The sequence below is a fragment of the Rhodoferax sp. genome (genome assembly GCF_013297935.1).
Lineage (GTDB): Bacteria > Pseudomonadota > Gammaproteobacteria > Burkholderiales > Burkholderiaceae_C > Allorhodoferax.
The window spans coordinates 275,409-301,650 of the sequence record NZ_JAAFIX010000002.1 but is presented as its reverse complement, the minus strand read 5'-3'; the positions used below and the strand labels follow the sequence as shown (position 1 = coordinate 301,650).

The window sequence follows — 26,242 nt, the reverse complement described above, 5'->3', positions numbered from 1 at the left end:
GCCATCACACCGCCACCGGTGCCTTGATAGCGGGGTGGCACTCGTAGCCCTGCACCTCAAAGTCTTCAAACTGGTAATCGAAAATGCTCTCGGGCTTGCGCTTGATGTGCAGGGTGGGGTAGGCCATGGGCGCGCGGCTCAGCTGCAGCTCCACCTGCTCGGTGTGGTTGCTGTAGATGTGGCAGTCGCCACCGGTCCAGATGAAGTCGCCCACGTCCAGGTCGCACTGCTGGGCCACCATATGGGTGAGCAGGGCGTAGCTGGCGATGTTGAAAGGCACGCCCAAAAAGATGTCGGCACTGCGCTGGTAGAGCTGGCAGCTCAGTTTGCCGCGCCCGCCCTCGGTTTCGGGCGGGGCCACATAGAACTGGAAGAACGCGTGGCAAGGCATGAGCGCCATCTTGGAGAGCTCGGCCACGTTCCAGGCGCTCACGATGATGCGGCGGCTGTCGGGGTTGGTCTTGAGGGTTTTGATGACATCGGCAATCTGGTCAATGTGACCGCCGTCCGGTGTGGGCCAGCTGCGCCACTGCACGCCGTAGACCGGGCCCAGGTCGCCGGTTTCGGGGTTGGCCCATTCGTCCCAGATGGTGACACCGCGCTCTTTGAGCCAGTTGTTGTTGGCAGAGCCGGTCAGGAACCACAGCAGCTCCTGGATGATGCTGCGCAGGTGCACCTTTTTGCTGGTGACCAGCGGGAAACCTTCGTTGAGGTCAAAGCGCATCTGGTAGCCGAACACGCTTTTCGTGCCGGTGCCGGTGCGGTCCGCCTTGAACACGCCGGTGGTGTGCACATGGCGCATGAAATCTTCGTACTGGCTGCGCACGGGGCGCTGGGGAGTAGGGCTGGTCATGGCCGAAATTGTAGGGCGGGGCGGGTATGCGTGTGCTGCATATGCCCAAGACATTTCCGCATGGAATTTGCGCAGGTTTTGCTAGCCGGTGGCGGGCAACACGCGCAGAATCTGCCGCTCCGCCTCTCACGGCCTACTTCTACCGCGCCCCGAGCGCTGCTTGCATGTCCTCCACCGAAACCCAGATGGCCGCCCCTTCCGCAGCGGGCTCCGAGCAACAGCAACAACGCCTGGCGGCGGACGGTGCGTTTAATTTGCACGAGGCCGCTCTGGCCTACCACCGCGCCCGGGATTCGGACGACATCGGCGGCAAGATCGAAATCCACGTCACCAAGCCCGTAGGCAGCCAGGACGACCTGTCGCTGGCCTACTCGCCCGGTGTGGCCGTGCCCTGCCTGGAGATCGAGCGCGACCCCGAGCTGGCTTATCAGTACACCGCCAAGGGCAACCTGGTGGCCGTCATCACCAACGGCACCGCGGTGCTGGGGCTGGGCAATATTGGTGCGCTGGCGGGCAAGCCGGTGATGGAAGGTAAGGCGGTGCTGTTCAAGCGCTTTGCCGGCATTGATGCGTTTGACATTGAGATTGACGAGACCGACCCCAAAAAGCTCATCGACACCATTGCCAGCCTGCACCCCACCTTCGGCGGCATCAACCTCGAAGACATCAAGGCGCCCGAGTGCTTTGAAATCGAGCGCGCGCTGCGCGCCCGTTTGTCGATTCCCGTGTTCCATGACGACCAGCACGGCACCGCCATCGTGGTGGCCGCAGGGCTGATTAACGCCCTGCGCTTGCAGGGCAAGGCGCTGGAAACCGCCACGCTGGTGTGCAACGGCGCCGGTGCGGCCGCCAACGCCTGCCTGGAGCTGCTGGTTAGCTTGGGCGCGCAAAAATCCAACATCACCGTGTGTGACTCCAAGGGCGTGATTTACATGGGCCGTGGTGCCAAGGGCGACGACGGCGAAAAAGCCGCTTGGGCCCGCGACACCGCCGCTCGCACCCTGGCCGATGCGCTGGCCGGTGCCGACGTGTTCTTGGGCCTCTCGGGCCCCGGCGTGGTCAGCCAGGACATGGTGCGCAGCATGGCCGCTAAGCCGGTGGTGTTTGCGCTGGCCAATCCCGAGCCTGAAATCCGCCCTGAGCTGGTGATGGCGGCTGCGGCCGATGCCATCACTGCCACCGGGCGCTCGGATTACCCCAACCAGGTGAACAACGCGCTGTGCTTTCCCTATCTGTTCCGCGCGGCGCTGGACGTGGGCGCCCCCCAGATCAACGAAGCCATGAAGCAAGCCGCCGTCTGGGCGCTGGCCGATCTGGCCCGTGATGACAGCGCCTTCGGCAAAGACAAGCTCCTGCCCACGCTGCTCGACAAGCGTTTGCTGCAAGCAGTGTCTTTGCGCGTGGCGCAAGCGGCGGCAGACAGCGGCAGCACCCGCCGCCCGTTTGATGCCGTGGCCTACCAAGCCCGCCTGGAGCAGCTCGCGCGCAAACTGGCCCGCACCTGAGAGGCGTGGGCCGCGTCAGGTGATGCGGTCCAGCGCTGCGGCCGCGGCCAGTAGCGCTAGCAAGAGCACCACCACCACCGGCATGACTGCGCCCAGCCCTACCCAGGTAGCCAGCAGCCCGAAGGCCGCCGGAATGACCGAGCCACCGGCATAGGCAAAGCTCATTTGCCGCCCGATCACGGTGCGCGCTACATCCTCAGGAAAGCGGCGCGCTGTTTCGTGCATGAGCGACGGAAACACCGGCGCGCAGCCCAGGCCCATCAGCACCAGCCCGAAGCTGGCCGCGCTGCCGAACACGCCCGGCAGGGCAAACACCAAAGCGCCCAGCGCTGCCACGGCAATACCCAGGCGCACCAAGCGCCGGTTGCCCAGCCGGTCGGCCACCAGGCCCACGGCAAAGCGCCCCGCAGTGATAGACCCAAAGTACACCGACACCCAAACGCCCGCCTGAGCCTGTGGCAGGCCCCGGTCACTGACCAGAATGCTGGCAGCCCACAGGCCGGTGCCCATTTCGGCGGCCACGTACAACAAAAACAGCGTAGGCGCCAGCCAGGTGGCCAGCGGGCGCACCGGCTTGAAGGCGGCAGCACCGTGGGCACTTTCCCCGGCAGGCGGTTTGGAGTGTTCTTTGGCCCAGAGGGCCAGCGTGGCAAACAGCACCACGGCCAAGGCCAGCTGCATCAGCCCGATGCTGCGCACCCCCAGTGCCCAGCCGCCGCTGCTGGCCAGCGCCAGGCCCATGATCAGCGGGCCAGTGGTGGCGCCCACACCCCAGAAACCGTGCAGCCAGTTCATATGGCGCGAGGAGTAATGCGCCGCCACAAAGTGGTTCAGGCTGGCGTCTACCGCGCCGGCACCCAAGCCCAGCGGCACCGCCAGCGCGACCAGCCAACCGAAGGAGGGTGCCACCGAGAAGCCGAGCAAGGCCAGCGCTGTCATCAAGCAACTGGCCGCCACCACCGCGCCGGTGCCCATGCGCTTGGCAATAGCCCCGGCGAAGTAGCTCGCGGTGGCCGAGCAAATGGTCATGGTGATGGTGATAGCACCCACCGCCGCCAGCGGCTGGCCCATGTCGGCCCGGATGGCCGGCCAGGCCACGCCCAGAATGCCGTCCGGCAGGCCCAGGCTGATAAAGGACACATACACAATGCCCAGAAGAATGAGGTGCGCCACGGTGGGCTCCTGAACGCGGGTGGGTGGTAGCGAGGGAGGTTTAAGTGCCAAATAGTGCTCTAGCCCTCGAAGAATATGCGCGAGCAGCTACTCTATTGATAGCACCCGGCCGGGGTTGAGCAGGTTGTGCGGGTCCAGCGCACCCTTGATGGCGCGCATGGCGTTCAGTGCCACGGGCGATTTGTGGTGCGCCAGCTTCTCGCGCTTCAAGCTGCCGATGCCATGCTCCGCGGAGATGGATCCGTTGTACCGGTCCACCACCTCGTACACCAGCGCGTTGATCGGGCCCTCTTGGTCGCGCAAAAAGGCTTCGGCATCGGCACCGTCCGGGGCCTGCACGTTGTAGTGCAGGTTGCCGTCACCCAAGTGGCCGTAGTTGACCAGCCGCGCGCCGGGGAAATGCTGCTCCAGCAGCGCATCGGTCTCCGTCACAAAGGCCGGAATGCGCGACACGGCAATGGAGATGTCGTGCTTGATGTTCAGGCCCTCTTGCGCCTGCGCCAGCGGAATGCTCTCGCGGATATGCCACAGCGCGCGGGCCTGGGCAATGTTCTCGGCCACCACAGCGTCGAGCACGCAGCCTTGCTCTAAGGCAGCTTCCAGCAGGCGCTCGAATTGCGCGCGGGCATGGCTCTCCGACTCGTGGTCGGAGTTCTCCAACACCACGCAGTAAGGCGACACTCCACCAAACGGCACGTTCTGCTGCGGAAAGTGCTTGCGCACCAAGCCCAATGCAAAGTCGCCCATCACCTCAAAGCCGGTCAGGCCCGCGTTCAGGTGTTGGTGGGCTAGGCCCAGCAGCTGCACCGCCGCGTCCAGCGAGGGCACGGCGGCAAAGGCGGTGAGCTGCGAGGCGGGCAGCGGGTACATGCGCAGCGTGGCCGCGGTGATCACGCCCAGCGTGCCCTCGGAGCCAATGAACAGGTGGCGCAGGTCGTAGCCGGTGTTGTCTTTGCGCAGGCCGGTCAGGCCGCTCCACACCTCGCCCTGCGCGGTGACCACTTCCAGGCCCAGGCACAGCTCGCGGGTGTTGCCGTAGCGCACCACCTGCGTGCCGCCCGCGTTGGTGGCCAGGTTGCCGCCAATGGTGCAGCTGCCCTCGGCGGCCAGGCTCAGGGGGAACAAAAAGCCTTCTTTTTCACACGCCTCTTGCAGGGTCTGCAACACGCAGCCGGCTTCCACAGTCACGGTGAGGTTGGCCGCGTCAATGGCGCGGATGCGGTTCAGCCGCTGCAGGCTCAGCAGCACCTGGGTGCCTGACGCGTCGGGAATGGAGCCCACCACCATGCCGGTGTTGCCGCCCTGCGGTACCAGGCTCACCCCGGCTGCGGCGCAGGCTTTCACCACGGCGGCTACTTCGTCGGTGCTGCCGGGGCGCACCACGGCCAAGGCGCGGCCGCGCTCGCGTTTGCGCCAGTCTTGCTCATAGGCGGTGAGGTCGCCTTCGGTGAGTACATGGGCGTCGCCCACCAGGGTGCGCAGGGTAGCGCGCAGGGTGCCGCCCAAAGTGTCTGTGGCAGTCATGGGGCAGGTGGAGTCGTGGTGTTGTCAGCAGCGGTTTGCAGGGCTTTGCCCGCCTTGAGCCGCAAGCGAATGTGGAAGGTGCAGGCCACAAACAGCACGATGCACAGTGCCACCTCGATCAAGGCCAGCCAGTTGCTTGGCGGCTTGTCGCTCCAGGCGCGGACCACGCCTTCGGTGAAATACAGCCACACCATCAGGCTGAGCCAGCGGTAGGTGTACATGCGGCTTTTGAGCAAACCGGCCAGTGGAATGCACAGGGGCAGCACTTTCAGGGCCAGCGTGCCCCGGCCGGTAGGGGCCAGCCACAGCTCCCAGGCCAGGCCCAGCACAATCAGCCCGATCAGGCTGGCAACAGCCGCCCAGCGGGCAGCAACAACATAGGGGGCAGGGGTAGCAGCAGTCACAGGGGCGCACCGGTTCGTAGGGAGCCGCGTAGCTTAAGCCAAATAGCGGCGCCACTCCGGATTAGTGGGCTTGTTCTAGGGCTTATGGCGGGAAGCCCTCTTGCCACACCCCCGCTGGCGGTTTCCGGTACAGTCAGCTTGTTGTGCAGGCGGGAGGAGAGCCCATGGGGTGTGTGAAATGCATTCGTGTAGCGGCGCTGGCCTGGGGGCTGGCCCTCGGTGCGTGCGCCCACGCCCAATGCACCCGCATGGTGGTGGCTGCCGACCCGGCCTACCCGCCCCTGCACTGGTTTGATGGCGACACCCTTCAGGGCGCCAGCATTGAAATCGCCAAGCGCGTGCTCACCGACCTGAAGATCGACTTCGAAATCCGCAGCCCCGGGCCGTTTCCGAGGGTGATGGCACTGGCCGAGCGTGGCGAGGTGGACATGGTCGCCACCTTGAAGAAAACGCCCGAGCGGGAAGCTTTTTTGCTCTACCCCAAAACTGTGGCGCTGCAGAACCCGGTGGCTGCCTTTACCTTGCGCAGCCTGCCTTTGCTCTACAAAGACCGCACCGACCTGGTCGGCCTGCGCGGCACCATGGCGCGGGGCAACGTCTTCGGTGGCGGGCTCGATGAGTTCATTCAAGACAAACTGCAGGTGCAGGAGATGAGCCGTGCCGAGGCCAGCTTCTCGCTCATTCAGCTGGGGCGGGCGGAGTATTTCATTACCGGCTACTACACCGGCATGGCTTTGCTCTGGAAGCGCGGTGACGACATACTTTTTGTGGCCCAGGAGCCCTTTCTGGTCGACACGCCCAACTACCTGGCCCTGACCCGCCACGGCAAATGCGCCGACAAGTTGGAGCAAATCGACGCCCGGTTGGCCCAGCTCAAAAAAGCCGGTGTGCTCGATGACATATTGCGCGCCAGTATCCAGCGCTGGAAGGCTCGCCCGGTCATGGTGGACCGCTAGGCACCGCCTCACCACACACCCGGTTACAGGCGAGCCACCGGGCAGTGGCATGATGCGGGCCATGCAAGCCAAACCCCTGTTCACGTCTTGGTTAAAAGACATAGCCAGCATCCCCTGGCGCGACGCCGCCATCATGCTGCGCGAGCGTTTCCGGGAAGACCGCCTGGGCCTCACCGCCAGCAGCCTGACCTTCACCACCACCATTGCATTGGTGCCTTTTATTACCGTGGCGCTGGCGGTGTTTACCGCCTTCCCCATGTTTGCCAAGTTTCAGGACGTGCTGCAAAAGTGGCTCATTGAGAGCCTGGTGCCCGACAGCATTGCCCGCCAGGTGCTGGGCTACCTGAACCAGTTTGCCGGCAAGGCCAGCCGCCTCGGCGTGGCCGGCCTGACTATTTTGCTGGGCACCGCACTGGCCTTGATTTTTACGATTGACCGCACGCTCAACAGCATCTGGCGGGTGAAGAAGCGCCGCCCGTTCGGCCAGCGCGTGCTCATTTATTGGGCCGCGGTGACCTTGGGCCCCTTGCTGCTGGGGGCGAGCTTGACGATCACGTCGTATGCCATTACCGCATCCAAAGGCGTGGTGGGCGGCTTGCCGGGCGGGGTGGCATTGTTGCTGGACAGCTTGCAGTTTGTGCTGTTGGCTGCCGGTACCGCGGCCATGTTTCACTACGTGCCCAACACCTACGTGCGCTGGGGCCATGCCTGGATGGGCGGCTTGTTTGTCTCGGCCGGCATGGAGCTGGCCCGCAAGGGGCTGGCCATGTACCTGGCCAAGGTGCCCACGTATTCGGTGGTGTACGGCGCGTTTGCCACCGTGCCGATTTTGCTGATCTGGATCTATGTGGCTTGGGTCATTGTGCTGCTGGGGGCGGCGCTCACCGCCTATCTGCCCAGTCTGCTGGCCGGGGTGCCGCGCCGCAAGCTGGGCCACGGCTGGCAGTTCCAGCTGGGGCTGGAGGTGCTGCACATGCTGGACGCCGCCAAGACCAGCGATGCCCGAGGCCTCACGCTGTCGCACATGCGGCTGGCGCTGCAGGTGGACTCGCAAAGGTTGGAGCCAGTCCTGCAAGCCCTGCAAGAGCTGGACTGGGTCGGTCAACTGCAGGAAGAGGGCGCCCGCGATGGCCAGGCCCGCTATGTGCTCATGGCCGACCTCGACCACACCGTGCTGGAACCCCTGATGCAGCGCCTGCTGCTCGCCCCCGAGCCGTTTACTGCTAATTTATGGAAATTAGGCCGCTGGCGCACGACTACTGTGCGCGAGGCGCTACAAAAAGAGTAGCGGGGTGGTTTTGTGCGTTCGCGGTACTCGCCTTGTATCTATGGCTATTGGCAGTGTGAAGTTAGAGATTCCGGCTGATTGATCAATGTCTGCTTGGTGGCGGCAGTCGACCTTCAGAAACACCCGTTTGGGGGATGTTCAAGATGGTTTCGAGTCGCAACAATCGTGAAATCAATAGCTGACTCCATGACTTACAAGGTGCGGGGTCTGTCGATATTTTTTATACCTTTTCCAACGCACATGAAAAATACAGTGATCAAGACAGCGGGCGGCTTTTCAGCCATTTATCCAAAGTATGTATCGTTAGTGCCCGGGTGTATCAACCGCGCTTTGCGGGCTACATTACGTTAACGAGCACAACATGCAAACTTGTCCATCGTGTGGCGCTAAGTCAATTTCTCATGCTGCGGCTTGGGGCTCTAGCGCTGGATTTCCGGTACGTTGCAATGCTTGTGACGCACTATCTTTCGTCCAAAGTTCCGCGTCGGGGGGGGCCGTACTTGGTGCGTGCGCGCTCCTGGCGGTGTCAGGATTCGCAGCTTCGTTTTACCAGACAGGTTGGGTCTTCGCGGGCGGCGGCGCTCTCGCATTTTGGTTTTACGTGTGGTCCTGGCGTCGCGTGCCCTTAACGCCTACCGGCACGTCAGCGGCGAAAAGCGCCAAGCGAGCTGGGCTTATAGGCAACATCGTAGTAATAATTGGCTTCTTTTCCCAATAGCCACGAGTGCTTACGATGATCGTTCTCATGCCCGTTAACAGGTTGCTCGGCGCGGACACGCAACCAAAGGCTGCCGCTTCGCGGCACGGGTTGCGCGCCGGACAGCGCCAACGTTAGGTGACTATGCATGCGAAGACTCTCGCCGTGGCCATTCTGTGGTTCCCTGCGCTGTCCTTGTGGGCGTCGGATACGCCTCTCTCAGGCACCTTCAGTAACGTGAAAAACACAGAGATGTCGGGCTACACGGCATCAATGAAGAACAAGATCAACCTTGTCGTGACCATCGGACAAGGCGGTCAGCAGTTCTTTATCCAGTGCTTCGAAGGCGAAAAGGCAGGCCTCGGGGTTGTCACGCTGCTCAAGACACCCCAGCGCGAAGCGAAGGTTAAGGCCGGTCCCGAGTGCCCGGCGCGGAATGTTGTGATCCAACTCGATTACGAGGAAGCCTTTGTTCGGATCGGAAGCGGCTTTGTCTATCTTCCACGGGGAAGCATTCATGTGCCTATTGCGCCGTAAGCCGCCTACCTTCCCCTAGGCAACGCGGACGCGCCACCTTCGGCGCGCGCCGGTTAGAGAGCACGTTGTTCGATTGTAAGCAGCCCAAAAGTTCTGATAATTTTCACAAAAAAAGACTGCTAGCCCTCCCGGAGTATGCGCAAGCAGCTACTGAAATAATAGCAAACAGCTCTCGCATGCCCGGGTCAAGTCCGGTTCAGAACCTAATCTTCCCCATCCAGATATCCGCATACATACGCCAGTCGCCCATCAGGCTGTAGAGCGGGCGCTTGAAGCTGGCGGGCTTGTTTTTCTCGAACCCGAAGTGGCCCAGCCACGCAAAGCCGTAGCCGCACAGCAGCGCGTAGACAAAGTACTGAGGCTTGCCCGTGGCAATCAACATGCCTAGGCACACCAAGCTCAGGGTGGAGCCCACGAAGTGCAGGCGGCGGCAGGTGGTGTTGCTGTGCTCGCCCAAATAAAACGGGTAGAACTCCGCAAAGCTCTGAAAACTGCGGGGGTCTACGGAGGGTTCGGTGGGCATGGGTGCTCCTTAGGGTTTTGCCAAAAACTGCCGCAGGGCCGACAGGGTTTCCTCTGGCGCCTCGGTCATCTGGTGGTGACCCACCGCGATTCGCACGGTCTCGGCGCGCACGCCTGCGGCCTTGGCTGCCTGCACCAGCGTTTGCGCGGCTTTGGGCGAGGTCATCTGGTCCTGATCGCCCAGCACAAACAGCACCGGGCACTGCACCTGCGCCATGGCCGCCTCGCCACCTGCGTAGCTGTCGCACGCCTTGAAGCCGCGGTGGAACACGTTCACCGCCGTGTTGCTGGCCAAGACCCGGCGGCCCAGTGCCATGCTCGCGCCATAGACCCAGGTGCCCGGGCCCAGTGCCGAGGGGGGCGCTGCCAGCGTGCTGCGCGAAAACACGTTGATCATGGTGAGCGCCTTCATGGGCTCCTGGAGCGAAGTTTCCAGCAGGGCGGGAGACACTTTCATGGGGTAGGCCGAGCCCACCAGCACCAGGTGCGTGGCGCGGTCTTTGAGGCGGGCTGCGGCTTCCAGCGCAATGAGTGAACCCCAGCTGTGGCCTACCAAGGCCGCTTTCTCTATGCCCGCCGCATCCAGCAGCGCCACGATGAAAGCGGCGGCTTGCTCCACGGTTTCCGGCGCCTCGCCGCCGCTGCGGCAGTGGCCGGGCAGGTCCACGGCCAGCACGTTGTAGCCGTGGTGGGCGAGGTAGCGGCTTTGCAATATCCAGACGCTGTGGTCGTTGAGCACACCGTGGATGAAGACCACCGTGGGCTTGGCGGCATCGAAGGGTTTGCCGCCGGTGTAGCAGTAGGCGTTGGCGCCGTTGACGGTGAGTTGCATGGTCAGGCTCCTGCTTTCTCGGCGGCCTTGAGCGCGCGCTTGAGGTCGTCTATCAGGTCGTCTGCATCTTCCAGCCCGATGGACAGGCGGATGGTGCCCTGCGTGATGCCGCCGGCTGCCAATGCCTCGTCGCCCATGCGGAAATGGGTGGTGCTGGCGGGGTGGATGACCAGGCTCCGGCAGTCGCCCACATTGGCGAGGTGGCTGAAGACCTTGAGGGTTTCAATGAACTTTTTGCCCTGCTCGCGGTTGCCTTTGAGGTCGAAGCTGAACACCGAGCCCGCGCCTTTGGGGAGCAGCTTTTGCGCAAGCGCATGGCTGGCATGGCTCTCCAGCAGCGGGTGGCCCACGCGGCTTACAAAAGGCTGGCTGGCCAGGAACTGCACCACCTTTTCAGTGTTGCGCATGTGTCGCTCCATGCGCAGGCTCAGGGTTTCAATGCCTTGCAGAATGAGCCACGCGCTGTGTGGGCTCATGCAGGCGCCGAAGTCGCGCAGGCCCTCGCGCCGGGCGCGCAGCAGGAAGGCGCCCACGGTGCTTTCCTCGCTGAAGTTCATGTGGTGAAAGCCTTCGTAGGGTGCGGCCAGCTCGGCAAATTTGCCGCTTGCTTCATACGCGCGGGCCCAGTCAAAGCTGCCGCCATCCACCACCACACCGCCAATCACCGTCCCGTGGCCGCTCAAGAACTTGGTGGCCGAGTGGTACACCAGATCCGCACCTTGGGTAAAGGGCTGCACCAGCCACGGCGAGGTGAGGGTGGAGTCCACCAGCAGGGGCACACCGGCCTCATGCGCAATTTGCGCAATGGTGGGCGTGTCCAGCACATCCAGGCCGGGGTTACCCACGGTTTCCCCGAAAAACAAGCGCGTGTTGGGCCGCACCGCAGCGCGCCACGCGTCCACATCGCCAGGTTTCACAAAGGTGGTTTCAATGCCGAAGCGGGACATGGTGTAGTGCAGCAGGTTGTGCGAGCCGCCATACAGGGCGCTGGACGACACAATGTGCCCGCCCGCACCCATGAGCGTGGCAATAGCCAGGTGCAGTGCGGCTTGGCCGCTGGCGGTGGTGATGGCGCCTATGCCGCCCTCCAGCGCCGCCACCCGCTGCTCCAGCACCGCGTTGGTGGGGTTGCTGATGCGGCTGTAGACATGGCCTGCACGCTCCAGATTGAACAGCGACTGCGCATGTTCGCTGGACTCAAAAACAAACGAGGTGCTGAGGTGGATGGGCACTGCGCGTGCACCGGTGGTGGGGTCGGGGGCGGCGCCGGCATGCAGTGCCAGCGTGTCAAAGCCCGGGTCAGCGTAACCAGCCATGGGTGTCTCCGATCATGTCTTGGGTCAACAGTGGTGCGGATCGTTGTGAAACCGCAATGAAACCCGCGCATTGTGGGCTATATTTGCTATTCAAATTCAACCCCAGTGTCACGAGGAAGTCCCCATGAAAGTCAGCGATATCCTGCGCGTTAAAGGCGGAACGCTTTATACGACCACGCCCGAGGACTCTCTGGCCGATGCGGCCCAGTTGATGGCGGAGAAAGACATTGGCTCGCTGGTCGTTATTTCGCACGGTCTGGTGGTGGGCATGCTGACCTTCCGCGAGGTGATTCAGGCGGTGGTTAAAAACGGAGGGTCTTTTGGCACCTCGACCGTGTACCGCGCCATGGACCCCGGCCCGCTGACTTGCACCTTAGAAACTGAAATGGACGAAGTCCGCCGCATGATGCTGGAGCGCCACGCCCGTTACATGCCGGTCATCGACAACCGCATGTTGCAAGGCGTGATCAGCTTCTACGACGTAGCCCGCGCCGTGGTGGACAGCCAGAACTTTGAGAACAAGATGCTCAAGGCCTACATCCGCGACTGGCCCGAAGGCGAAGCCGAGAAGCCTGAAGCCGAGAACACTTAGCCTTCACTGGCGTGGATCATGTCCCGCACCCGCGGGTAGATTTGCTGGTTCCATTTGCGCCCGCTGAACACACCATAGTGCCCCACACCGGTTTGCACATGGTGTGTTTTTTTATAGGGGCGAATGCTGCTGCACAGGTCTTGCGCAGCCACCGTTTGGCCCACGGCGCAGATATCGTCCCGCTCACCTTCTACCGTCATCAAAGAGGTCCGGCGGATGGCGGCGGGGTTCACCAGGCGGCCCCGGTATTCCAGCTTACCCAGCGGCAGGTCGTAGGTCTGGAACACTTTTTCAACGGTCTCTAAGTAGAACTCTGCAGGCAGGTCGTTCACGGCCAGGTACTCGTCGTAAAACACCCGGATCACATTGGCCTTGTCCACATCGCCTTGGAGCAGGTGCTGGTACATGTCTTTGAACGACTGCTTGTGCCGCTCCGGGTTCATGCTCATAAAGGCACTGAGCTGCACAAAGCCGGGGTACACACGGCGCATGTAGCCCTTGTGGGGTAGCGGCACGTGGCTGATAAGGTTTTTTTCAAACCAGTCGATGGGCTTGCTCACCGCCAGTTTGTTGACCTCGGTGGGGTTCACCCGGCAGTCCACCGGGCCGGCCATTAGCGTGAGGCTGCGGGGCTGGGCAGGGTCGTCGTCTTCGGCCATCAAGGCGGTGGCTGCCAGAGCTGCTACACAAGGCTGACACACCGCCACCAGGTGGGTGCCGGGGCCAATGGTTTGCGTGAAGCGGATCATGTGGTCGATGTAGTCATCCAGCCCGAAGGGGCCGTGGCGCAGCGACACATCGCGGGCGTTGTGCCAGTCGGTGATATAGACATCGTGGTGCTGCAGCAGGGTGCGGGCGGTTTCGCGCAGCAAGGTGGCAAAGTGCCCGGAGAGCGGCGCGACCAGCAGCACTTTGGGCTGGGCGTCGGCCGGCGGCGTGGTCTTGCGGAAGTGCAGCAAGGTGCCGAAAGGCAAACTGAGCACCGACTCTTCCTGGATAGGGAAGACCTCTTCGTCCACCGTGATGGAGTGGATGCCGTAGTCCGGCCGGGAGTGGGTCAGCCGCATGCGGGACAACACATCCATGCCGGCAGACATTTTGCGCAGCCAGCTGCCTTCGGTGTTTTCCATCCAGAGCACGGCGCTCAAGCTTTGGGCCATGAGGCGGAGTGGTGCGCCCATGTCGGATTGGGTCTGGTAGGCCTGGTACAGCATGAGAAGTCCTGTCTTAGTGCGGCAAAAGCCCGGTAACCAGTTCTAGGCAATTACCGCGCCAAGCTGACGCTGACCCGCGATACAAGGCTTGGCACAACCCTTGCACTCCCGGTGCCTACCGCATCACTTGAAAGCAGAGCCATGGCCAAAGCAGTTCTCACCATCAGCAGCAAAAACTACGGTGCCTGGGCCTTGCGTGGCTGGTTAATGACCAAACTGGCGGGCCTCGAGTTTTCTGAGCAAGTGATTTCGCCGGACGACCCGGCCATGCGCGCCGAAATGTTGCTGCTCTCCAGCAGCATGTTGGTGCCGTGTTTGCAGCACAACGGGGTGACCGTGTGGGACACGCTGGCGATTGGCGAATATCTCCATGAAATCAAGCCCAAGGCGGGTCTGCTACCTGCTGATATCAAGGCGCGGGCCCACTGCCGGGCCGTCAGTGGAGAAATGCACTCCGGCTTTGCCTCCATGCGGGGGGCGCTGCCCATGAACATCAAGGCTCATTTCCCCAACTTCAAGGTCTGGTCGCGCGCTCAAGGGGACATAGACCGGGTGCTCGCCATCTGGAAAGACTGCCTGGAGAGCTACGGTGGCCCGTTCCTGTTTGGCAAGCAGCCTTGCATTGCCGATGCCATGTATGCCCCCGTAGTCACCCGCTTTATGACCTACGACGTGTCGTTGGATGAACAAGCCGCGGGCTACTGCAAAAGCATCATGGCTTTACCGGCCATGCAGGAGTGGGTGGCCGCTGCCTGCGCCGAGCCCGACGAAATCGACGAGCTGGACGCAGAGTTTTAAGCCCAGGGCGTGGGTGCCGGCACCGTGCACACCGGGTCCACGTCAATCGACTTGAAGTCCGCCGGGGAGACTATTTCGAGGTACTCCATGTCCGGCGAGTAGTCGAACAGGTAGTGGCGGATGCCGGGGCGCTGGTGAATCACATCGCCCGCCTGCACCAGTGTCTCTTTGTCCTCGTACATGAAGCGGGCCCAGCCTTTGGTCATGATGACGATTTGAAAGTCCGCCTCATGCCGGTGCCAGCCGGTGCCTGTTTCTGGTGCCATATTGGCCTTGACGAGGTGCGCAATCACTTTTCCGTGCGTGGCCTCGGCGATGCCGAGATCCTTGTAGAGGAAAAAGTCCCGCAATCCGCCGGACACAAACTGGGTGTCCTCAGGTTTGACATGGGAGAACTTGGTTGCAGTGCGGTCTAGCATGGCTCACTCCTGGTTCAAAAAGCGGAAAAACACTGAAATGGTGCGCTGCAGCACGATGCATAAACTGTTCCAGCCCGGTTACCGGGTGGGCACTGGCGGTCAGGGATAATCGGGGCACTATGAGCGGCAATACCTTCGGACACACATTCACAGTCACCAACTTCGGTGAATCTCACGGCCCGGCCATCGGCTGCATCATCGACGGCTGCCCTCCGGGCATGGAACTGTCGGAGGCCGATATCCAGATCGACCTGGACCGCCGCCGCCCCGGCACCAGCCGCCACGTGACCCAGCGCAACGAGCCTGATGCGGTGCAGATTCTCAGTGGTGTGTACCAGGGCAAAACGACCGGCACGCCGATTGCGCTGCTCATTCAGAACACCGACCAGCGCAGCAAAGACTACGGTAACATCCTCGAAACCTTCCGCCCCGGCCATGCGGATTACGCTTATTTTCAGAAATACGGCATCCGCGACCCGCGCGGTGGTGGCCGCTCCAGCGCCCGCCTGACTGCGCCCATGGTGGCGGCGGGTGCGGTGGCCAAGAAATGGCTCAAAGAAAAATTCGGCACCGAGTTCCGCGGCTGTATGACGCAAGTGGGCGAGTTGCCTATTGCTTTCGAGTCTTGGGAGCACGTGCCCCACAACCCTTTCTTTGCCCCCGTGGCCGATGTGCAGGCCCTGGAGGACTACATGGACGCGCTGCGCAAAGCAGGCGACTCTTGCGGTGCGCGCATCCGCGTCACGGCCAGCAATGTGCCGGTGGGCTTAGGCGAGCCGCTGTTTGACAAGATGGATGCCGACATCGGCTACGCCATGATGGGCATCAACGCCGTCAAGGGCGTGGAAATCGGCGCGGGCTTTGCCAGCGTGGCCCAGCGCGGCACCACCCACGGTGACTCGTTGACCCCCGAAGGCTTTGCCACCAATAACGCGGGTGGCGTGTTGGGCGGTATCACCACCGGGCAGGACCTGGAGGTGAGCATTGCCATCAAGCCCACCAGTTCCATCATCACGCCCCGCGCCTCGATTGACTCGCAAGGCAACCCGACCGAAGTGGTGACTAAAGGCCGCCACGACCCCTGCGTGGGCATTCGCGCCACTCCCATTGCCGAGGCTATGTTGGCTTTGGTGGTGATGGACCACGCCCTGCGCCACCGCGCCCAATGCGGTGACGTGGTGCCTACGCTGACGCCGATTCCGGGCAGCATTTGAGCGACACTCCGCAGCAGGCCGCCGCAACGGGTAGGCGGCAGGTCCTGCCATTCGCAGCGCTGTCGGCCGTGTATTGCGCGCACGGCGCGCTGATGAACCCTTTTTTGCCGCTGTGGTTGAAGAGCCTGGGCCTGAGCCTGGTAACCATCAGTGTGCTCACTTCCATCCAAGCCGCGACCCGCATGTTTGCGCCCTATGCCTGGGGCGCTTTGAGTGACCGCACTGGCGAGCGGGCTCGGCTGATGCGTTGGGGTGCGGGCTTGGCACTGCTAGCGTCTGCGGGGCTCTGGTGGAACGGCGGCTTCTGGTGGCTCGGGCTGGTGTTGTTGGTGGTGTACCTGCAAACCAGCGGCATGATGCCGATGACCGAAGCCGCGGTAGCTCACGTGGTAACCCAAGGCGGGGTGTTTGACACCAAACTTTATGGCCGCGTGCGCTTGTGGGGCTCACTCGGGTTCATGCTGGCTGTGATGGCAGCCGGCGCTTGGTATGAGCATGTGGGCATGACCAGCTTTCCGCTCATTGTGTCGCTCAGCTTGGCCGCCTTGTTGATGTTTGCTTTTCGCATGCCGGATGTCAGAGAGCAGCACACCGATGTTCGCGCGCCGGCGGCGCCCATCCTTCCGGTGCTGGCACAACCGGCGGTGCGCTGGTTTTTCGCGTCGGCGTTTTTTCACATTCTTTCGCACATGGGGATTTACAGCTTTTTCTCGCTGTACCTCGATTCGCTGGGTTACTCCAAAACCATGATCGGGCTGCTGTGGGCGGTATCGGTCACGGTCGAGATCGGCTGGTTTTTTACCCAGAGCCGTTGGATGCCGCGTTTGAGCCTGAGTGGCTGGTTGGTTCTTTGTGCTGCTGTCATGGCCTTGCGGATGGGGGTGACTGCGTCTATGGCCTCGGTGTTGTGGCTGCTAGCGGTGATGCAAGCCCTGCACGCGCTGACTTTTGCGGCGCACCACAGCGCTTGCATCGCCTTGGTGTCGCACCACTTTCCCGGTACCTTGCGCGGCCGTGGGCAAGCGCTGTACACCGTCATCGGTTATGGCGTGCCTGGTGTCATTGGAGGCCTGGTAGGCGGGCAGCTGAGTGCCCGTTGGGGGCTGCAAAGTGTGTTTTGGGCGACTGCGGTGATGGCGGTCTGCGCAATGCTGTGTGCCCTAAAGGTGTGGCGGCTCAACCGCCCGGCGCTTCAACCTGCTTGACGCTGTTGGTGGAATGAAGGGGCAGCAGAAAATCTGACATAGAAGCCTCAAACCGGTCCACAGGGAGCGGCCTGCTGAACAGATAGCCCTGATACGCATGGCAGCCGTGCTGGGCCAGATAGTGCATTTGCTCCACGGTTTCTACGCCCTCGGCAATCACACTCAAGCCCAGGCTATTGGCCAGCGCCACGATCATGTTGGCAATGGCCGCATCATTGCTGTCGACCAGCACATCGCGCACAAAGCTCTGGTCGATTTTGAGCACATCCAGTGGCAGACGCTTGAGATAGCCGAGCGACGAATAGCCGGTGCCGAAGTCGTCCATGGCGAAGCCCACGCCGTGGTGCTGCAGCTCCTCCATCCGGGTAATGACGTCGTCCACGTTGGCAATCAACATGCTCTCGGTGATCTCGATTTTCAGCCGGCTGGCCAGCGCACCATGGTGATCGAGTGCATCCAGAACGCGCTCTACGAAATCGACCTGGTGAAACTGTTTGGCACTCACGTTGACGGCAATGGTCAGGTGCTCGAAACCCGGCTTGTGGGCCCAGACTGCGAGCTGCCGGCACGCCGTGTTCAGCACCCAGTTGCCGATGGGAACAATCATGCCGCAGTCTTCCGCCACGGTGATGAATTCACCCGGCATGACCAGACCACGGTCGGGGTGTTGCCAGCGGACCAGCGCCTCGGCACCCAGGACGCTGGCGTCCTCAGAGATCTGCGGCTGGAGGTACAACACAAACTGGTTTTCTTCGAGCGCTGTGCGCAATGCAGATTCCAGGTCAGCCCGCAGCGTCACTGCGGCTTGGGTCTTGGGGTCGAACAGGCGCATGGTGTTGCGGCCTGCGGCTTTCGCCTGGTACATGGCCAAATCAGCCCGCTTGAGCGGCTCATCGAGCATTTCCTGGCAGGTGCCAAATACCGTCACACCCACGCTCGGCGTGCTGTTGCGGGTCAAGGTGCCTAGGTCATAAGGCTGGTTCAGTGCGCGCATGATTTTCTCGGCAACCGCCTGCGCCTGCGCCGACGCCTCTGCCGTGTCTTTGCTCAAACCCTCCAACATCACCACAAACTCGTCCCCACCCAGGCGGGCAACGGTATCGACCTCCCGTACACAGCCCTGTAGCCGGTGGGCGACTTGCTGCAACAAAACATCCCCCTGGTGGTGCCCCAGTGTGTCGTTGAGGGTTTTAAAGTCATCCAGGTCAATAAACAGCAGTGCGCCTAGGTGGCCGGAGGCCAGAGCAGCTTGCATGGCGGTTTCCAAGCGGCCCATGAGCATGCGCCGGTTGGGCAGCATGGTTAAGGAGTCAAAGTAGACCAATGTTTTGATTTCATTTTCAGCCGCCTTGTGCGCACTGAAGTCCGAGAGATTGGCCACGTAATGGGTGACTTCCCCGTGGTCGGAGCGCACGGCCGTGATAGTGCTCCAGGCGGGGAAGGTTTCGCCACTCTTGCGGCGGTCCCACACTTCGCCCTGCCAGCAACCGAGGTCTCGGATGCTGGCGTTCATGGCTTCATAGAAGTCCTGCGTGTGCATGCCGGAGCCCAGCAGATCCCGCGGTTTGTGACCTATGGCTTCTTCGGGCCGATAGCCCGTCACGCGTTGAAACGCGGAGTTGACCTGCAGGATGTTCCACTCAGCATCGCAAACAAACATCACATCGTTAGATTCAAACGCCGTGGCGGCAATGCGCAACTCGTCACGGGAGGCGCGAAGCTCCTGCTCCCGCGTTTGCAGGGTGTCGAGCATGTGGTTGACGTTTCGCGCGAGCCGGGCGGCTTCGTCGGTCCCGCCGATGGCTACCCGCCGTCCGGTGTCGCCTGCTTGCACCGCATCGGCCACGGCGCTGATAGTGTTGAGACGCCGGGTGAAATAGAGCCCGGTGAGCGAGGCCAGAGCGCCTATCAATACCATGCTGGTAAGAAGGTAGCCAACACCGTTGCGTAGCATGCGATTGATCTGGCTGTGGAGCTGGGTCCGCCCCATGCCGATGCGAACCCAGCCCAGCTGCAAGGAGTCCAGCATGACGGGGCTGGCAATGTCGAGCAAAGTGTCGGAGTCCTGCAAGACGCGGGTGCGGGGTTCGGCAGGCAGATCGTCCATGAACTGCCCCAGTCGCGCCGGGTCCGTGTGGGCCAGCACTTGACCGCGCCGGTCCAGCACGATGGCGTAACGCACATCGGGGTATCGCGATGAGCTCTCCACAATTTCCTGCAGACCCGCCACATCGCGGGAGGCAACCCAGACGCTGGAAGATAGTGCAATGCTCTCCGCCATGGCCGCCGCTTGCTCAGTTTGGCGGGTCAAGAGCTCTTCGTGTTCCCGCACGGCCAGTTGCCACAGCATGAGCGCCATCGTGAGCGCAACTACCGATGCCATACCCAGCACCAGTTGGCGGCGCAGACTACCCAGCAGGAGGCAGCGGAGGGTGATTCGCATCAGTTCATTTGGAGTTGTACGGGGCGCACTGTCTGCTCAAAGGTTTGCAGATAGCGCTGCACTACATCGTAGCTCTGGTCGTCGGCCGGGTAAAACGCAGCCGTTTCCATGCCGCTGAGCAAGGCGGGGCCTTCAGGCGTGTCTTTCAAGCGTAGGAGCAGTGCTTTGACCTGTTGCTGCACGGGCAGGGGCACCGACTCATGCACCATGACCGAGTTGTTCATGAGCGGGGGCGTTTCCCAGATTTGCATCATCTGGGCGGCCTCTGCAGGGTGGTCTTTCTGGAACATGCGCCACGGGGGTGGCCAAGTTGCCGCTGCCGCGGAGGTGCCGAGGTAAGCGTTCAAGATGGAGGACTCCTGTGAGCCGACATAGGTGTTGACCAGGTCTTTCTGCACATTGAGTCCCTGATTGAAAAGGTAGTACTGGGGCATGATGGCGGCGGCCAGCGCCGTAGGCGAGGGGTAGCTCACGACTTTGCCTATCAGGTCTTGCGGTTTGCGGATGTTGGAGTCCTTGCGAACCAGAAAAATGCCCTTGAAGTCCTCCGGTGCGCCCGCCATGGCGATGACCCGGTAGCCCTTTTTCACGGCAAGCAGCGTTTGCACCGGGTTGGGTAACAAAAAGGCCGGGTCGGACTGGGTGATCTTGGCCTCATAGGAGGGGTAGTCGCGGGAGGCCTCCACCTCCAGCCGGGCGTTAAGGAGGTTGGCGTTGAGGTAGTCCATCAGGGGTTGATAGGTGTCCACCAGCTTGTGCGGGTTGTAGAGGGGGTGCACCGCAAAGCGGTACACCGGCATCTGACCCTCGGGTGCCTGAGTGGTGTAGCTCAGCGCTTTTTCAGGCTCCCGCGGTGAGCAGCCGGGCAGCATCAGCGCAACGCAGAGTGTGGCTAACCCAATTCGAAAGCGGGGTGACATTCGAGCTCCTCCTGATGGCAATGTAGCAGCGCCGAAACGAATCGTAGAGGCTGGCCGCAGGCCCGGCCCATCAGGGCACGACGGTGGTGAACAGGTAAGTCGCCAGCAAGACCAGGTGAACCGTTCCCTGCAAGACCGTGGTGCGCCCGGTACTGAGCGACAAACTCGTCACAAACAGGGACAGCAGGAGCAGAACCACCGACTTCAGGTCCAGGCCCAGAGTCAGCGTCCAGCCGGTTGCCAAAGAGACGATGGCGACGGCGGGTATGGTGAGGCCAATGCTGGCCAAGGCTGAGCCCAGCGCTAGGTTCAGGCTGGTTTGCAGGCGGTTGGCTTGGGCGGCTCGAAAAGCGGCAAGGCCTTCCGGCAACAGCACCACCATGGCGATGATGATGCCGACCACCGCCTTGGGTGCACCTGCGTGGGCAACGGCCGCCTCGATCGTGGGCGCTAAGCCTTTGGCCAGCAGAACTACGGCAACCAGACCAATCACCAGCAACACACCGCTGACGGCGGCTGTCCGGCCCGAGGGCGGGGCGGCATGGCTCTCGGAGTCCGCCTGAGCTGGCAAAAAGTAATCGCGATGGCGAACCGTCTGCACCAGCACAAAGGTGCCATACAGCACCAAAGAGACGACCGCTACAAAAGCCAACTGGCTGGAGGTGTAGACCGGCCCGGCAATGCTGGTGGTGTAGTTGGGCAGCACCAGGGTGAGCACCGCAATTGCTGCCAGTGTGGTGAGCGAAGCACTCACTCCGAGCTGCCCGAAGGTTTGCTCCCGGTGGCGGCTGCCTCCTGCTAGCAGGCAGATGCCCACAATGCCATTCAGAATCAGCATTACCGCGGCAAACACCGTGTCCCGCGCCAGGGCCGTGGTTTGCGGGCCACCGGCCAACATCATGGAAACAATGAGCGCCACCTCGATGATGGTGATGGCCAGCGCCAGCACCAGCGTGCCATAGGGCTCGCCCACCTTGTGCGCCACCACCTCCGCGTGGTGAACGGCTGCCAGCACGGCACCCACCAGGCCCACGGCCATTAGCGCGATGTATCCGCCACCTGCCATGCCAGCGAACTGGCCTGCCAACAAACCCCAGGCCAGCAAGGGGAGGGCAATCGTCCAGTTGGGGAGTGCAGGCGTGGCGGTGGACATAGGCAGTGGGTGGAGGTGTTCGAGGCAGAAAAAAAGGGGTGCCTCGAATTTAACTGCTTATCGCCCGCCACCGGCAGGCCCTTGGCTTATCAGGCGTTCCGCAAGGGCTTGCGGAACGCGTTGAGGCAGCCAAAGAGGCCAGACACCTCGTTAGCCGCCCTGTAGATCGGATTTAAGAGTGAAAAGTGCAGCTAGCCCAGGTGGTATATGCGCTAGCCGCTACTCTTTTTATAGCGATGGGTTAGCGGAACTTGTAGCCGATACCAATGCTGTACACGTTCTCCTGCAGGCTGGCGGTGGTGCCATTGCTGTAGGTGACGTCGCGGTACTTGTTCAAGTCGTAGCCAGCCTGGACAAAGAGGTTTTTGTCCAACATCTTGCGCACGCCGATACCGTAGCCCACGCCTTGCACATCGCTAGTGCTGCTGCCGTCGCTGGATGCGGCTGTGCCGTAGATGGAGGACACTTTGCCGAACAGCTGGTAGTCGTTAGACAGCGCGACGGTAGGAACGATATCGACCGAGTACCGGTTGTTCACCGTAGCGGCAGTGCCGTTGGCATAGCTGCCAAAGCCATGGTTGCCGGTGCTGTAGCTGGCACCCAAGCCAATGGCAAAGGTGGGAGTCAAAGCCCAGTCGTAGCGCGCCTGCAGGCCTGCGCCGGTGGTGGCAGCACCGTCTGAACTACCGTCTGTCCCGTTCACTGCACCGCGCGCAAATTCGACCTGGGTGCCGATGCTGAAGCCGGAAAGGTCGTTAGCAACCGGTCCGGCCGCAAATGCGGAGGTGCCAGCCAAAGAAGCCACAGCGAAGGAAGCAAGGAGAAGTTTTTTCATTGGAATGTTTCCAAGTTAAGGGACCCCCATGGTCTTCGCCGCCCGTAAAGCCTGATTGCTTGCTTTGCAAATCTGCGTAAACCTTTGTTGCGGAGGTGCAAGCTGTTTGCGCGCCACGAGGCGCTACATTCGGGGCAGAAAATCTCAACCGGGAGCGGTATGCAAGCGAAACACACAGGAGCTTTGTGGATGGTGGTGGCCCTCGCCATCGGGGTGGTGCTGTTGCTGCCGCATGGGGAATTGGTGCAAACGCTGGCTGCCATACCGATCTTCGGCGCCCTGTCTGCTTTGGTAGTCGATATCTTGCGACAGCAGAGCCAGCGCCGGCAGGAGCAACAGCTCTCCGAGTCCGAGCAGCGCTTTTCTCTTGCAGCAGGCTCGCACATGGCGTCGGTTGCTTTTGACAAGCACGTGGCCTTTTGCGAGGACTATGTGGCCGAAGTCTTGTCCGCATTGCGCACTCTGTTCCGCGAAGGCCCCACGCAAGAGGCGCTGGACCACTCTGACCGCTTGCTGCAGATCAAACAGAAATACGTGCTCTGGATCACCCGCGATGTAGAGGCCCGGCTGGAACCTTTTGAGCGAGCACTGCGCCGCATAGGCGCTAACGACAGAGCCGAGCGCTTGTTCCCGGAGGGCGAGGGCCACATGGGCCGTATGCAGGAAACCTACCGCCAGTTCGCCGAAGTGCTGGGCACCGAACACATGGGCACCGAGTGGGAAGGCGAGCCCATCACCGATGTAGCCGCCGTCAGCCGCGTGGTGGCCCAGCTGCGCGACATCTTGGGTGTGGAAGAGCTGACCCGCCTGCGCGCCGCCATCGTGCGCAACGCGCTGGCTTGACGCTTATTCAGCACTCCACAATATTCACCGCCAGCCCGCCACGCGCCGTTTCTTTGTATTTGGTTTTCATGTCCGCGCCGGTTTCGCGCATGGTCTTGATGACCTTGTCCAGGCTCACGAAGTGGCTGCCGTCGCCTCGCAGCGCCATGCGAGCGGCGTTGATGGCTTTGACCGATGCAATGGCGTTGCGCTCGATGCACGGAATTTGCACCAGCCCGCCCACCGGGTCGCAGGTCAGGCCCAGGTGGTGTTCCATGCCGATTTCGGCGGCGTTTTCCACCTGCTCGGGCGTGCCGCCCATCACCGCGCACAGGGCCGCGGCAGCCATGCTGCAGGCCACACCCACCTCGCCTTGGCAGCCCACCTCGGCGCCGCTGATGGACGCGTTTTCTTTGTAGAGAATGCCGATGGCCGCTGCCGTGAGCAAAAAGTCGACCACGCCAGCGTCGTTCGCGCCTGGCACAAAGCGGGTGTAGTAGTGCAGCACGGCGGGCACGATGCCGGCCGCGCCGTTGGTGGGTGCTGTCACCACGCGGCTACCGGCGGCGTTTTCTTCGTTCACGGCCAGGGCGTAGAGGTTCACCCAGTCCATGACCTGCAGCGGGTCTTTGAGCGCAGCTTCGGGGTTGCTGGTGAGCGCTGCAAACAGGCTGGCCGCACGGCGCTTGACCTTGAAGCCGCCCGGCAAAATGCCCTCAGTGCGGCAGCCGCGTTTCACGCAGTCTTGCATGACGTGCCAGATGCGCAGCAGGCCGGCGTCGATGTCGGCATCGCTGCGCCAGTGCTGCTCGTTGCGTCGCATCACCTGGGCAATGCTCAAGCCTTCTCGCCGGGCCACCTGCAGCAGGGCGTCGCCGCTCGTAAAGGGCAGGGGCAGCACGGTGGCGTCCGGTGCAATTACCTTCTGGCGGCTGCCATCGGCGGCCACTTCATCGCTCACGATAAAGCCGCCACCCACGGAGTAATACACGCGGTTGGCCAGCTCTTGGCCCGCCGCGTCCAGCGCCACCAGGCGCATGCCGTTGGCATGAAAGGGCAGGGGGGCGCGCATGAAGAGCAGGTCTTCTTTTTCGTTGAAGGTAATGGCGTGGTGCCCAGCGAGCTGAATGCTTTTGCTGCTGCGAATGGTCGCCAGCGTGGGTGCAATGTGCTCCACCTCTACCGTGTCGGGCTCCATGCCGGAGAGGCCGAGCAGCACCGCCACATCGCTGGCGTGGCCCTTGCCGGTGGCGCCCAGAGAGCCGTGCAGCCAGCAGCGCACGGTGGTGGTTTCTGCCAAGAGACCCTCGTGCTGCAGCCGGCCCACAAACAGGCGGGCCGCCCGCATGGGCCCCACCGTGTGCGAGCTGCTGGGACCGATGCCGATTTTGAACAGGTCGAACACGGAGACTGCCATGGTGGTTTCCTAAGAGCGGTAGAGGAGGGAGGTATCAGGCCGGCAAGTGCTGGTGCACATGCCCGGCCAACTGGTGGGCGGTGATGGCCGAGAGCGTCCAGCCCAGGTGCCCGTGGCCGGTGTTGTAGAACACGTTGTTGCGTTTGCCAGGGCCCACGCGGGGCATCATGTTCGGCATCATGGGGCGCAGGCCGGCCCAGGGTTCGCAGCGGCGCGTGTTCACACCGGGGAAGAGCTGGTTGACCCAAGCGATCAGCGGGCGGATGCGGTCAGCGCGAATGTCGTAGTCAATGCCGTTGTACTCCGCAGTGCCTGCTACGCGGAAGCGGTCTGCGCCTAAGCGGCTGGTCACCAGCTTGGTTTCGTCGTCCAAGAGGCTGACCCACGGGGCGGCTTGCTGGCTGGCCTCGTCGTTGAGCTGCACGGTGATCGAATAACCCTTGACCGGATAAATGTTCAGCCGGTCGCCCAGCTGCGCCGCAATGCCGCGGCCGTGTACACCGGCGCACACCACCACGCCGTCGAACCGGTGGGCCTCGGTGCCACCCTCGTGTTGCAGCTCCAGGGTAGCCACTGTGCCGTCGGTGCTGGCGCTGGCCACTTGGTGGCCGTAAAGCGTGGTCACGCCCAGGCGGGCGCAGGCTTGCGACAGGCCGTGGGTGAACTTGTGGATGTCGCCGGTGGAGTCGCTCTCGGTGTAGTAGCCGCCGTAGTAGCTGCCTTGCAGGGTGGGCTCGATATAGCGCATCTCTTCCGGCGTGACAGTGCGGCGCTGCAGGCCACCCGCGGCCAGCATGGTAGAGACTTTGCCCGCGTGCTCAAAACCTGCCTTGTTGCGGTAGATGTGCAAGATGCCCTTGCGCTGGTGGTCGAAGTCAATGCCCTCGGCTTGCGCCCAGGCGAACAGGTGCTCGCGCGCCGCAATGGCCAGGCGGGTGGTGGCTTCGGTGTTCTCGCGGTACTTGGGGATGGAGGCCACAAACTCGGTCATCCAGCTCAGCTTGTGCCAGGTGGGGGCGGGGTTCATGAGGAGGGGCGCGTCCTTGGTGAACATCCACTTCAGGCCCTTTACCAGGGTGCTGGGGTGGGTCCAGACCTCGGCGTTAGAGGCCGAGAGCTGGCCGCCGTTGGCGTACGACGTTTCCATGCCCGCGTAGCGGTTTTTTTCGATCAGGGTGACCCGGTAGCCGGCCTTGGCCAGGGTGTAGGCGCTGGTGACGCCGGTGATGCCGCCGCCGATGATGGCTATGTGTTTCATGAGAGCTCTTTCAGGTGTGTCGCAAACAAGGGAACACGCCTGTGCACACTGCGTGCCAGGCGCGCCCCCTCTGTTTGAGACCTGAGAGATTCACCCCCTGCCGGGTGGGCCGGGGGCTTGCTCCTGCGGTGTGCCGGGTGACAAGTCCACGGCAGCTCTTCAGAGTGCAAACGATCGCAGCGGTCCTGGGTGCCTGAGAGTTTCCGGGGTGGTTGCTCCTTCGGCGCTGCTGCCCGGGTGGGCGGCAGGCTCTCCCGCTGCGATGCCGGGGCTAGCCCGGCGAGGGCGGCGGCATGCAATGCACAGCCGCCCTGAAAACCAGTTTCAGTGGTGCAAAGATTCCTT

The 26,242-nt window shown here is 62.4% G+C and carries 23 protein-coding genes, 1 pseudogene and 1 riboswitch; of the genes and pseudogenes, 9 read left to right on the top strand and 15 right to left on the bottom strand.

All coding sequences use genetic code 11. The features are described 5' to 3' along the window. Window positions 1–4: 4 nt before the first annotated feature. Window positions 5–853, bottom strand: a complete 849-nt coding sequence (locus tag QZW03_RS04660) for a thymidylate synthase (protein ID WP_296508739.1) — start codon at window positions 851–853, stop codon at window positions 5–7. A 185-nt stretch (window positions 854–1,038) separates the two neighbouring features. On the opposite strand from QZW03_RS04660, the pseudogene QZW03_RS04655 reads away from it, so the two are divergent. Next, a pseudogene (locus QZW03_RS04655) lies at window positions 1,039–2,325 on the top strand (malic enzyme-like NAD(P)-binding protein); the annotation flags it as partial. A gap of 48 nt (window positions 2,326–2,373) precedes the next feature. On the opposite strand, the gene QZW03_RS04650 reads toward QZW03_RS04655, so the two are convergent. The 3 genes from QZW03_RS04650 to QZW03_RS04640 form a co-directional block, all read right to left on the bottom strand. Next, the gene (locus QZW03_RS04650; protein WP_296508737.1) at window positions 2,374–3,531 is read right to left on the bottom strand and encodes an MFS transporter; all 1,158 of its coding nucleotides are present in this window, start codon (window positions 3,529–3,531) and stop codon (window positions 2,374–2,376) included. 87 nt (window positions 3,532–3,618) lie between these two features. After that, entirely contained in the window at window positions 3,619–5,055 is a 1,437-nt protein-coding gene (locus QZW03_RS04645; protein WP_296508736.1) for an FAD-binding oxidoreductase, read from the bottom strand. Further along, complete coding sequence (locus tag QZW03_RS04640; RefSeq protein ID WP_296508734.1) at window positions 5,052–5,459, bottom strand: DUF2069 domain-containing protein; 408 nt, start codon at window positions 5,457–5,459, stop codon at window positions 5,052–5,054. Before QZW03_RS04640 ends, QZW03_RS04645 begins: the two co-directional genes overlap by 4 nt. A 173-nt stretch (window positions 5,460–5,632) precedes the next feature. On the opposite strand from QZW03_RS04640, the gene QZW03_RS04635 reads away from it, so the two are divergent. The 3 genes from QZW03_RS04635 (at window position 5,633) to QZW03_RS04625 (ending at window position 8,937) form a co-directional block, all read left to right on the top strand. Beyond that, window positions 5,633–6,415, top strand: a complete 783-nt coding sequence (locus QZW03_RS04635; protein ID WP_296508732.1) for a transporter substrate-binding domain-containing protein — start codon at window positions 5,633–5,635, stop codon at window positions 6,413–6,415. Window positions 6,416–6,476: 61 nt separating this feature from the next. Continuing rightward, window positions 6,477–7,703 carry a YhjD/YihY/BrkB family envelope integrity protein gene (locus QZW03_RS04630; protein ID WP_296508730.1) on the top strand — a complete coding sequence of 409 codons (1,227 nt, stop codon included), beginning with the start codon at window positions 6,477–6,479 and terminating at the stop codon, window positions 7,701–7,703. Between the two features lie 862 nt (window positions 7,704–8,565). Further along, window positions 8,566–8,937 (top strand): hypothetical protein, encoded by a 372-nt coding sequence (locus tag QZW03_RS04625; RefSeq protein ID WP_296508729.1) that lies wholly within the window; start codon window positions 8,566–8,568, stop codon window positions 8,935–8,937. 196 nt (window positions 8,938–9,133) lie between these two features. Here QZW03_RS04625 and QZW03_RS04620 read toward each other — a convergent pair whose 3' ends face one another. Genes QZW03_RS04620 through QZW03_RS04610 form a run of 3 tightly spaced genes read right to left on the bottom strand, consistent with a single transcriptional unit; the run spans window position 9,134 to window position 11,607 of the window. After that, a complete protein-coding gene (locus tag QZW03_RS04620; RefSeq protein ID WP_296508727.1) occupies window positions 9,134–9,460 on the bottom strand; it encodes an Mpo1-like protein in 327 nt (108 codons plus the stop codon). Between the two features lie 9 nt (window positions 9,461–9,469). Then, on the bottom strand, window positions 9,470–10,291 hold the full coding sequence (locus QZW03_RS04615) for an alpha/beta hydrolase (RefSeq protein ID WP_296508726.1): 822 nt from the start codon (window positions 10,289–10,291) through the stop codon (window positions 9,470–9,472). 2 nt (window positions 10,292–10,293) lie between these two features. After that, window positions 10,294–11,607, bottom strand: coding sequence for an O-acetylhomoserine aminocarboxypropyltransferase (locus tag QZW03_RS04610; RefSeq protein ID WP_296508724.1), 1,314 nt, complete (start codon window positions 11,605–11,607; stop codon window positions 10,294–10,296). Window positions 11,608–11,731: 124 nt separating this feature from the next. Between QZW03_RS04610 and QZW03_RS04605 the strand changes: the two genes are divergently transcribed. Continuing rightward, window positions 11,732–12,199 carry a CBS domain-containing protein gene (locus QZW03_RS04605; RefSeq protein WP_296508723.1) on the top strand — a complete coding sequence of 156 codons (468 nt, stop codon included), beginning with the start codon at window positions 11,732–11,734 and terminating at the stop codon, window positions 12,197–12,199. Here the strand turns inward: QZW03_RS04605 and phaZ are convergent. Next, on the bottom strand, window positions 12,196–13,413 hold the full coding sequence (gene phaZ / locus QZW03_RS04600; RefSeq protein WP_296508721.1) for a polyhydroxyalkanoate depolymerase: 1,218 nt from the start codon (window positions 13,411–13,413) through the stop codon (window positions 12,196–12,198). The two genes, QZW03_RS04605 and phaZ, sit on opposite strands and share 4 nt — an antisense overlap. A gap of 141 nt (window positions 13,414–13,554) precedes the next feature. Here phaZ and QZW03_RS04595 point away from each other — a divergent pair, with 141 nt between their 5' ends. Further along, a complete protein-coding gene (locus QZW03_RS04595; protein ID WP_296508719.1) occupies window positions 13,555–14,211 on the top strand; it encodes a glutathione S-transferase in 657 nt (218 codons plus the stop codon). Here the strand turns inward: QZW03_RS04595 and QZW03_RS04590 are convergent. After that, the gene (locus tag QZW03_RS04590) at window positions 14,208–14,630 is read right to left on the bottom strand and encodes a cupin domain-containing protein (RefSeq protein ID WP_296508717.1); all 423 of its coding nucleotides are present in this window, start codon (window positions 14,628–14,630) and stop codon (window positions 14,208–14,210) included. The genes QZW03_RS04595 and QZW03_RS04590 overlap by 4 nt on opposite strands. 119 nt (window positions 14,631–14,749) lie before the next feature. Here QZW03_RS04590 and aroC point away from each other — a divergent pair, with 119 nt between their 5' ends. Then, window positions 14,750–15,844, top strand: a complete 1,095-nt coding sequence (gene aroC / locus QZW03_RS04585; RefSeq protein ID WP_296508715.1) for a chorismate synthase — start codon at window positions 14,750–14,752, stop codon at window positions 15,842–15,844. Between the two features lie 68 nt (window positions 15,845–15,912). Next, entirely contained in the window at window positions 15,913–17,049 is a 1,137-nt protein-coding gene (locus tag QZW03_RS04580; RefSeq protein WP_366481381.1) for an MFS transporter, read from the top strand. On the opposite strand, the gene QZW03_RS04575 is transcribed toward QZW03_RS04580, so the two are convergent. The 4 genes from QZW03_RS04575 to QZW03_RS04560 form a co-directional block, all read right to left on the bottom strand. Next, window positions 17,021–19,492: an EAL domain-containing protein gene (locus tag QZW03_RS04575; RefSeq protein WP_296508711.1), complete on the bottom strand. Its 2,472-nt coding sequence runs from the start codon at window positions 19,490–19,492 to the stop codon at window positions 17,021–17,023. The genes QZW03_RS04580 and QZW03_RS04575 overlap by 29 nt on opposite strands. Then, window positions 19,492–20,412 carry a PhnD/SsuA/transferrin family substrate-binding protein gene (locus QZW03_RS04570; RefSeq protein ID WP_296508709.1) on the bottom strand — a complete coding sequence of 307 codons (921 nt, stop codon included), beginning with the start codon at window positions 20,410–20,412 and terminating at the stop codon, window positions 19,492–19,494. The genes QZW03_RS04575 and QZW03_RS04570 overlap by 1 nt, the downstream gene beginning before the upstream one ends. 70 nt (window positions 20,413–20,482) lie before the next feature. Beyond that, entirely contained in the window at window positions 20,483–21,565 is a 1,083-nt protein-coding gene (locus QZW03_RS04565) for an ionic transporter y4hA (RefSeq protein ID WP_296508707.1), read from the bottom strand. A gap of 241 nt (window positions 21,566–21,806) precedes the next feature. Next, window positions 21,807–22,400 (bottom strand): outer membrane beta-barrel protein, encoded by a 594-nt coding sequence (locus QZW03_RS04560; protein WP_296508705.1) that lies wholly within the window; start codon window positions 22,398–22,400, stop codon window positions 21,807–21,809. 159 nt (window positions 22,401–22,559) lie between these two features. On the opposite strand from QZW03_RS04560, the gene QZW03_RS04555 reads away from it, so the two are divergent. Next, window positions 22,560–23,243: a hypothetical protein gene (locus QZW03_RS04555; RefSeq protein ID WP_296508703.1), complete on the top strand. Its 684-nt coding sequence runs from the start codon at window positions 22,560–22,562 to the stop codon at window positions 23,241–23,243. Window positions 23,244–23,250: 7 nt separating this feature from the next. On the opposite strand, the gene QZW03_RS04550 is transcribed toward QZW03_RS04555, so the two are convergent. Further along, window positions 23,251–24,639, bottom strand: a complete 1,389-nt coding sequence (locus QZW03_RS04550; protein WP_296508702.1) for an L-serine ammonia-lyase — start codon at window positions 24,637–24,639, stop codon at window positions 23,251–23,253. Window positions 24,640–24,673: 34 nt separating this feature from the next. Beyond that, the gene (locus QZW03_RS04545) at window positions 24,674–25,897 is read right to left on the bottom strand and encodes a D-amino acid dehydrogenase (protein ID WP_296508700.1); all 1,224 of its coding nucleotides are present in this window, start codon (window positions 25,895–25,897) and stop codon (window positions 24,674–24,676) included. A gap of 170 nt (window positions 25,898–26,067) precedes the next feature. Beyond that, window positions 26,068–26,164, bottom strand: a riboswitch (glycine riboswitch). Window positions 26,165–26,242: the final 78 nt, after the last annotated feature.

What these genes read in the sequence shown, in the direction of transcription:
- QZW03_RS04630 (WP_296508730.1), top strand. Translation starts at nt 6,477, where the DNA reads ATGCAAGCCAAACCCCTGTTCACGTCTTGGTTAAAAGACATAGCCAGC.
- QZW03_RS04620 (WP_296508727.1), bottom strand. Translation starts at nt 9,460, where the DNA reads ATGCCCACCGAACCCTCCGTAGACCCCCGCAGTTTTCAGAGCTTTGCG.
- QZW03_RS04545 (WP_296508700.1), bottom strand. Translation starts at nt 25,897, where the DNA reads ATGAAACACATAGCCATCATCGGCGGCGGCATCACCGGCGTCACCAGC.
- QZW03_RS04565 (WP_296508707.1), bottom strand. Translation starts at nt 21,565, where the DNA reads ATGTCCACCGCCACGCCTGCACTCCCCAACTGGACGATTGCCCTCCCC.
- QZW03_RS04595 (WP_296508719.1), top strand. Translation starts at nt 13,555, where the DNA reads ATGGCCAAAGCAGTTCTCACCATCAGCAGCAAAAACTACGGTGCCTGG.
- QZW03_RS04615 (WP_296508726.1), bottom strand. Translation starts at nt 10,291, where the DNA reads ATGCAACTCACCGTCAACGGCGCCAACGCCTACTGCTACACCGGCGGC.
- phaZ (WP_296508721.1), bottom strand. Translation starts at nt 13,413, where the DNA reads ATGCTGTACCAGGCCTACCAGACCCAATCCGACATGGGCGCACCACTC.
- QZW03_RS04560 (WP_296508705.1), bottom strand. Translation starts at nt 22,400, where the DNA reads ATGAAAAAACTTCTCCTTGCTTCCTTCGCTGTGGCTTCTTTGGCTGGC.
- QZW03_RS04660 (WP_296508739.1), bottom strand. Translation starts at nt 853, where the DNA reads ATGACCAGCCCTACTCCCCAGCGCCCCGTGCGCAGCCAGTACGAAGAT.
- QZW03_RS04590 (WP_296508717.1), bottom strand. Translation starts at nt 14,630, where the DNA reads ATGCTAGACCGCACTGCAACCAAGTTCTCCCATGTCAAACCTGAGGAC.
- QZW03_RS04555 (WP_296508703.1), top strand. Translation starts at nt 22,560, where the DNA reads ATGCAAGCGAAACACACAGGAGCTTTGTGGATGGTGGTGGCCCTCGCC.
- QZW03_RS04645 (WP_296508736.1), bottom strand. Translation starts at nt 5,055, where the DNA reads ATGACTGCCACAGACACTTTGGGCGGCACCCTGCGCGCTACCCTGCGC.
- QZW03_RS04550 (WP_296508702.1), bottom strand. Translation starts at nt 24,639, where the DNA reads ATGGCAGTCTCCGTGTTCGACCTGTTCAAAATCGGCATCGGTCCCAGC.
- QZW03_RS04605 (WP_296508723.1), top strand. Translation starts at nt 11,732, where the DNA reads ATGAAAGTCAGCGATATCCTGCGCGTTAAAGGCGGAACGCTTTATACG.
- aroC (WP_296508715.1), top strand. Translation starts at nt 14,750, where the DNA reads ATGAGCGGCAATACCTTCGGACACACATTCACAGTCACCAACTTCGGT.
- QZW03_RS04610 (WP_296508724.1), bottom strand. Translation starts at nt 11,607, where the DNA reads ATGGCTGGTTACGCTGACCCGGGCTTTGACACGCTGGCACTGCATGCC.
- QZW03_RS04575 (WP_296508711.1), bottom strand. Translation starts at nt 19,492, where the DNA reads ATGCGAATCACCCTCCGCTGCCTCCTGCTGGGTAGTCTGCGCCGCCAA.
- QZW03_RS04570 (WP_296508709.1), bottom strand. Translation starts at nt 20,412, where the DNA reads ATGTCACCCCGCTTTCGAATTGGGTTAGCCACACTCTGCGTTGCGCTG.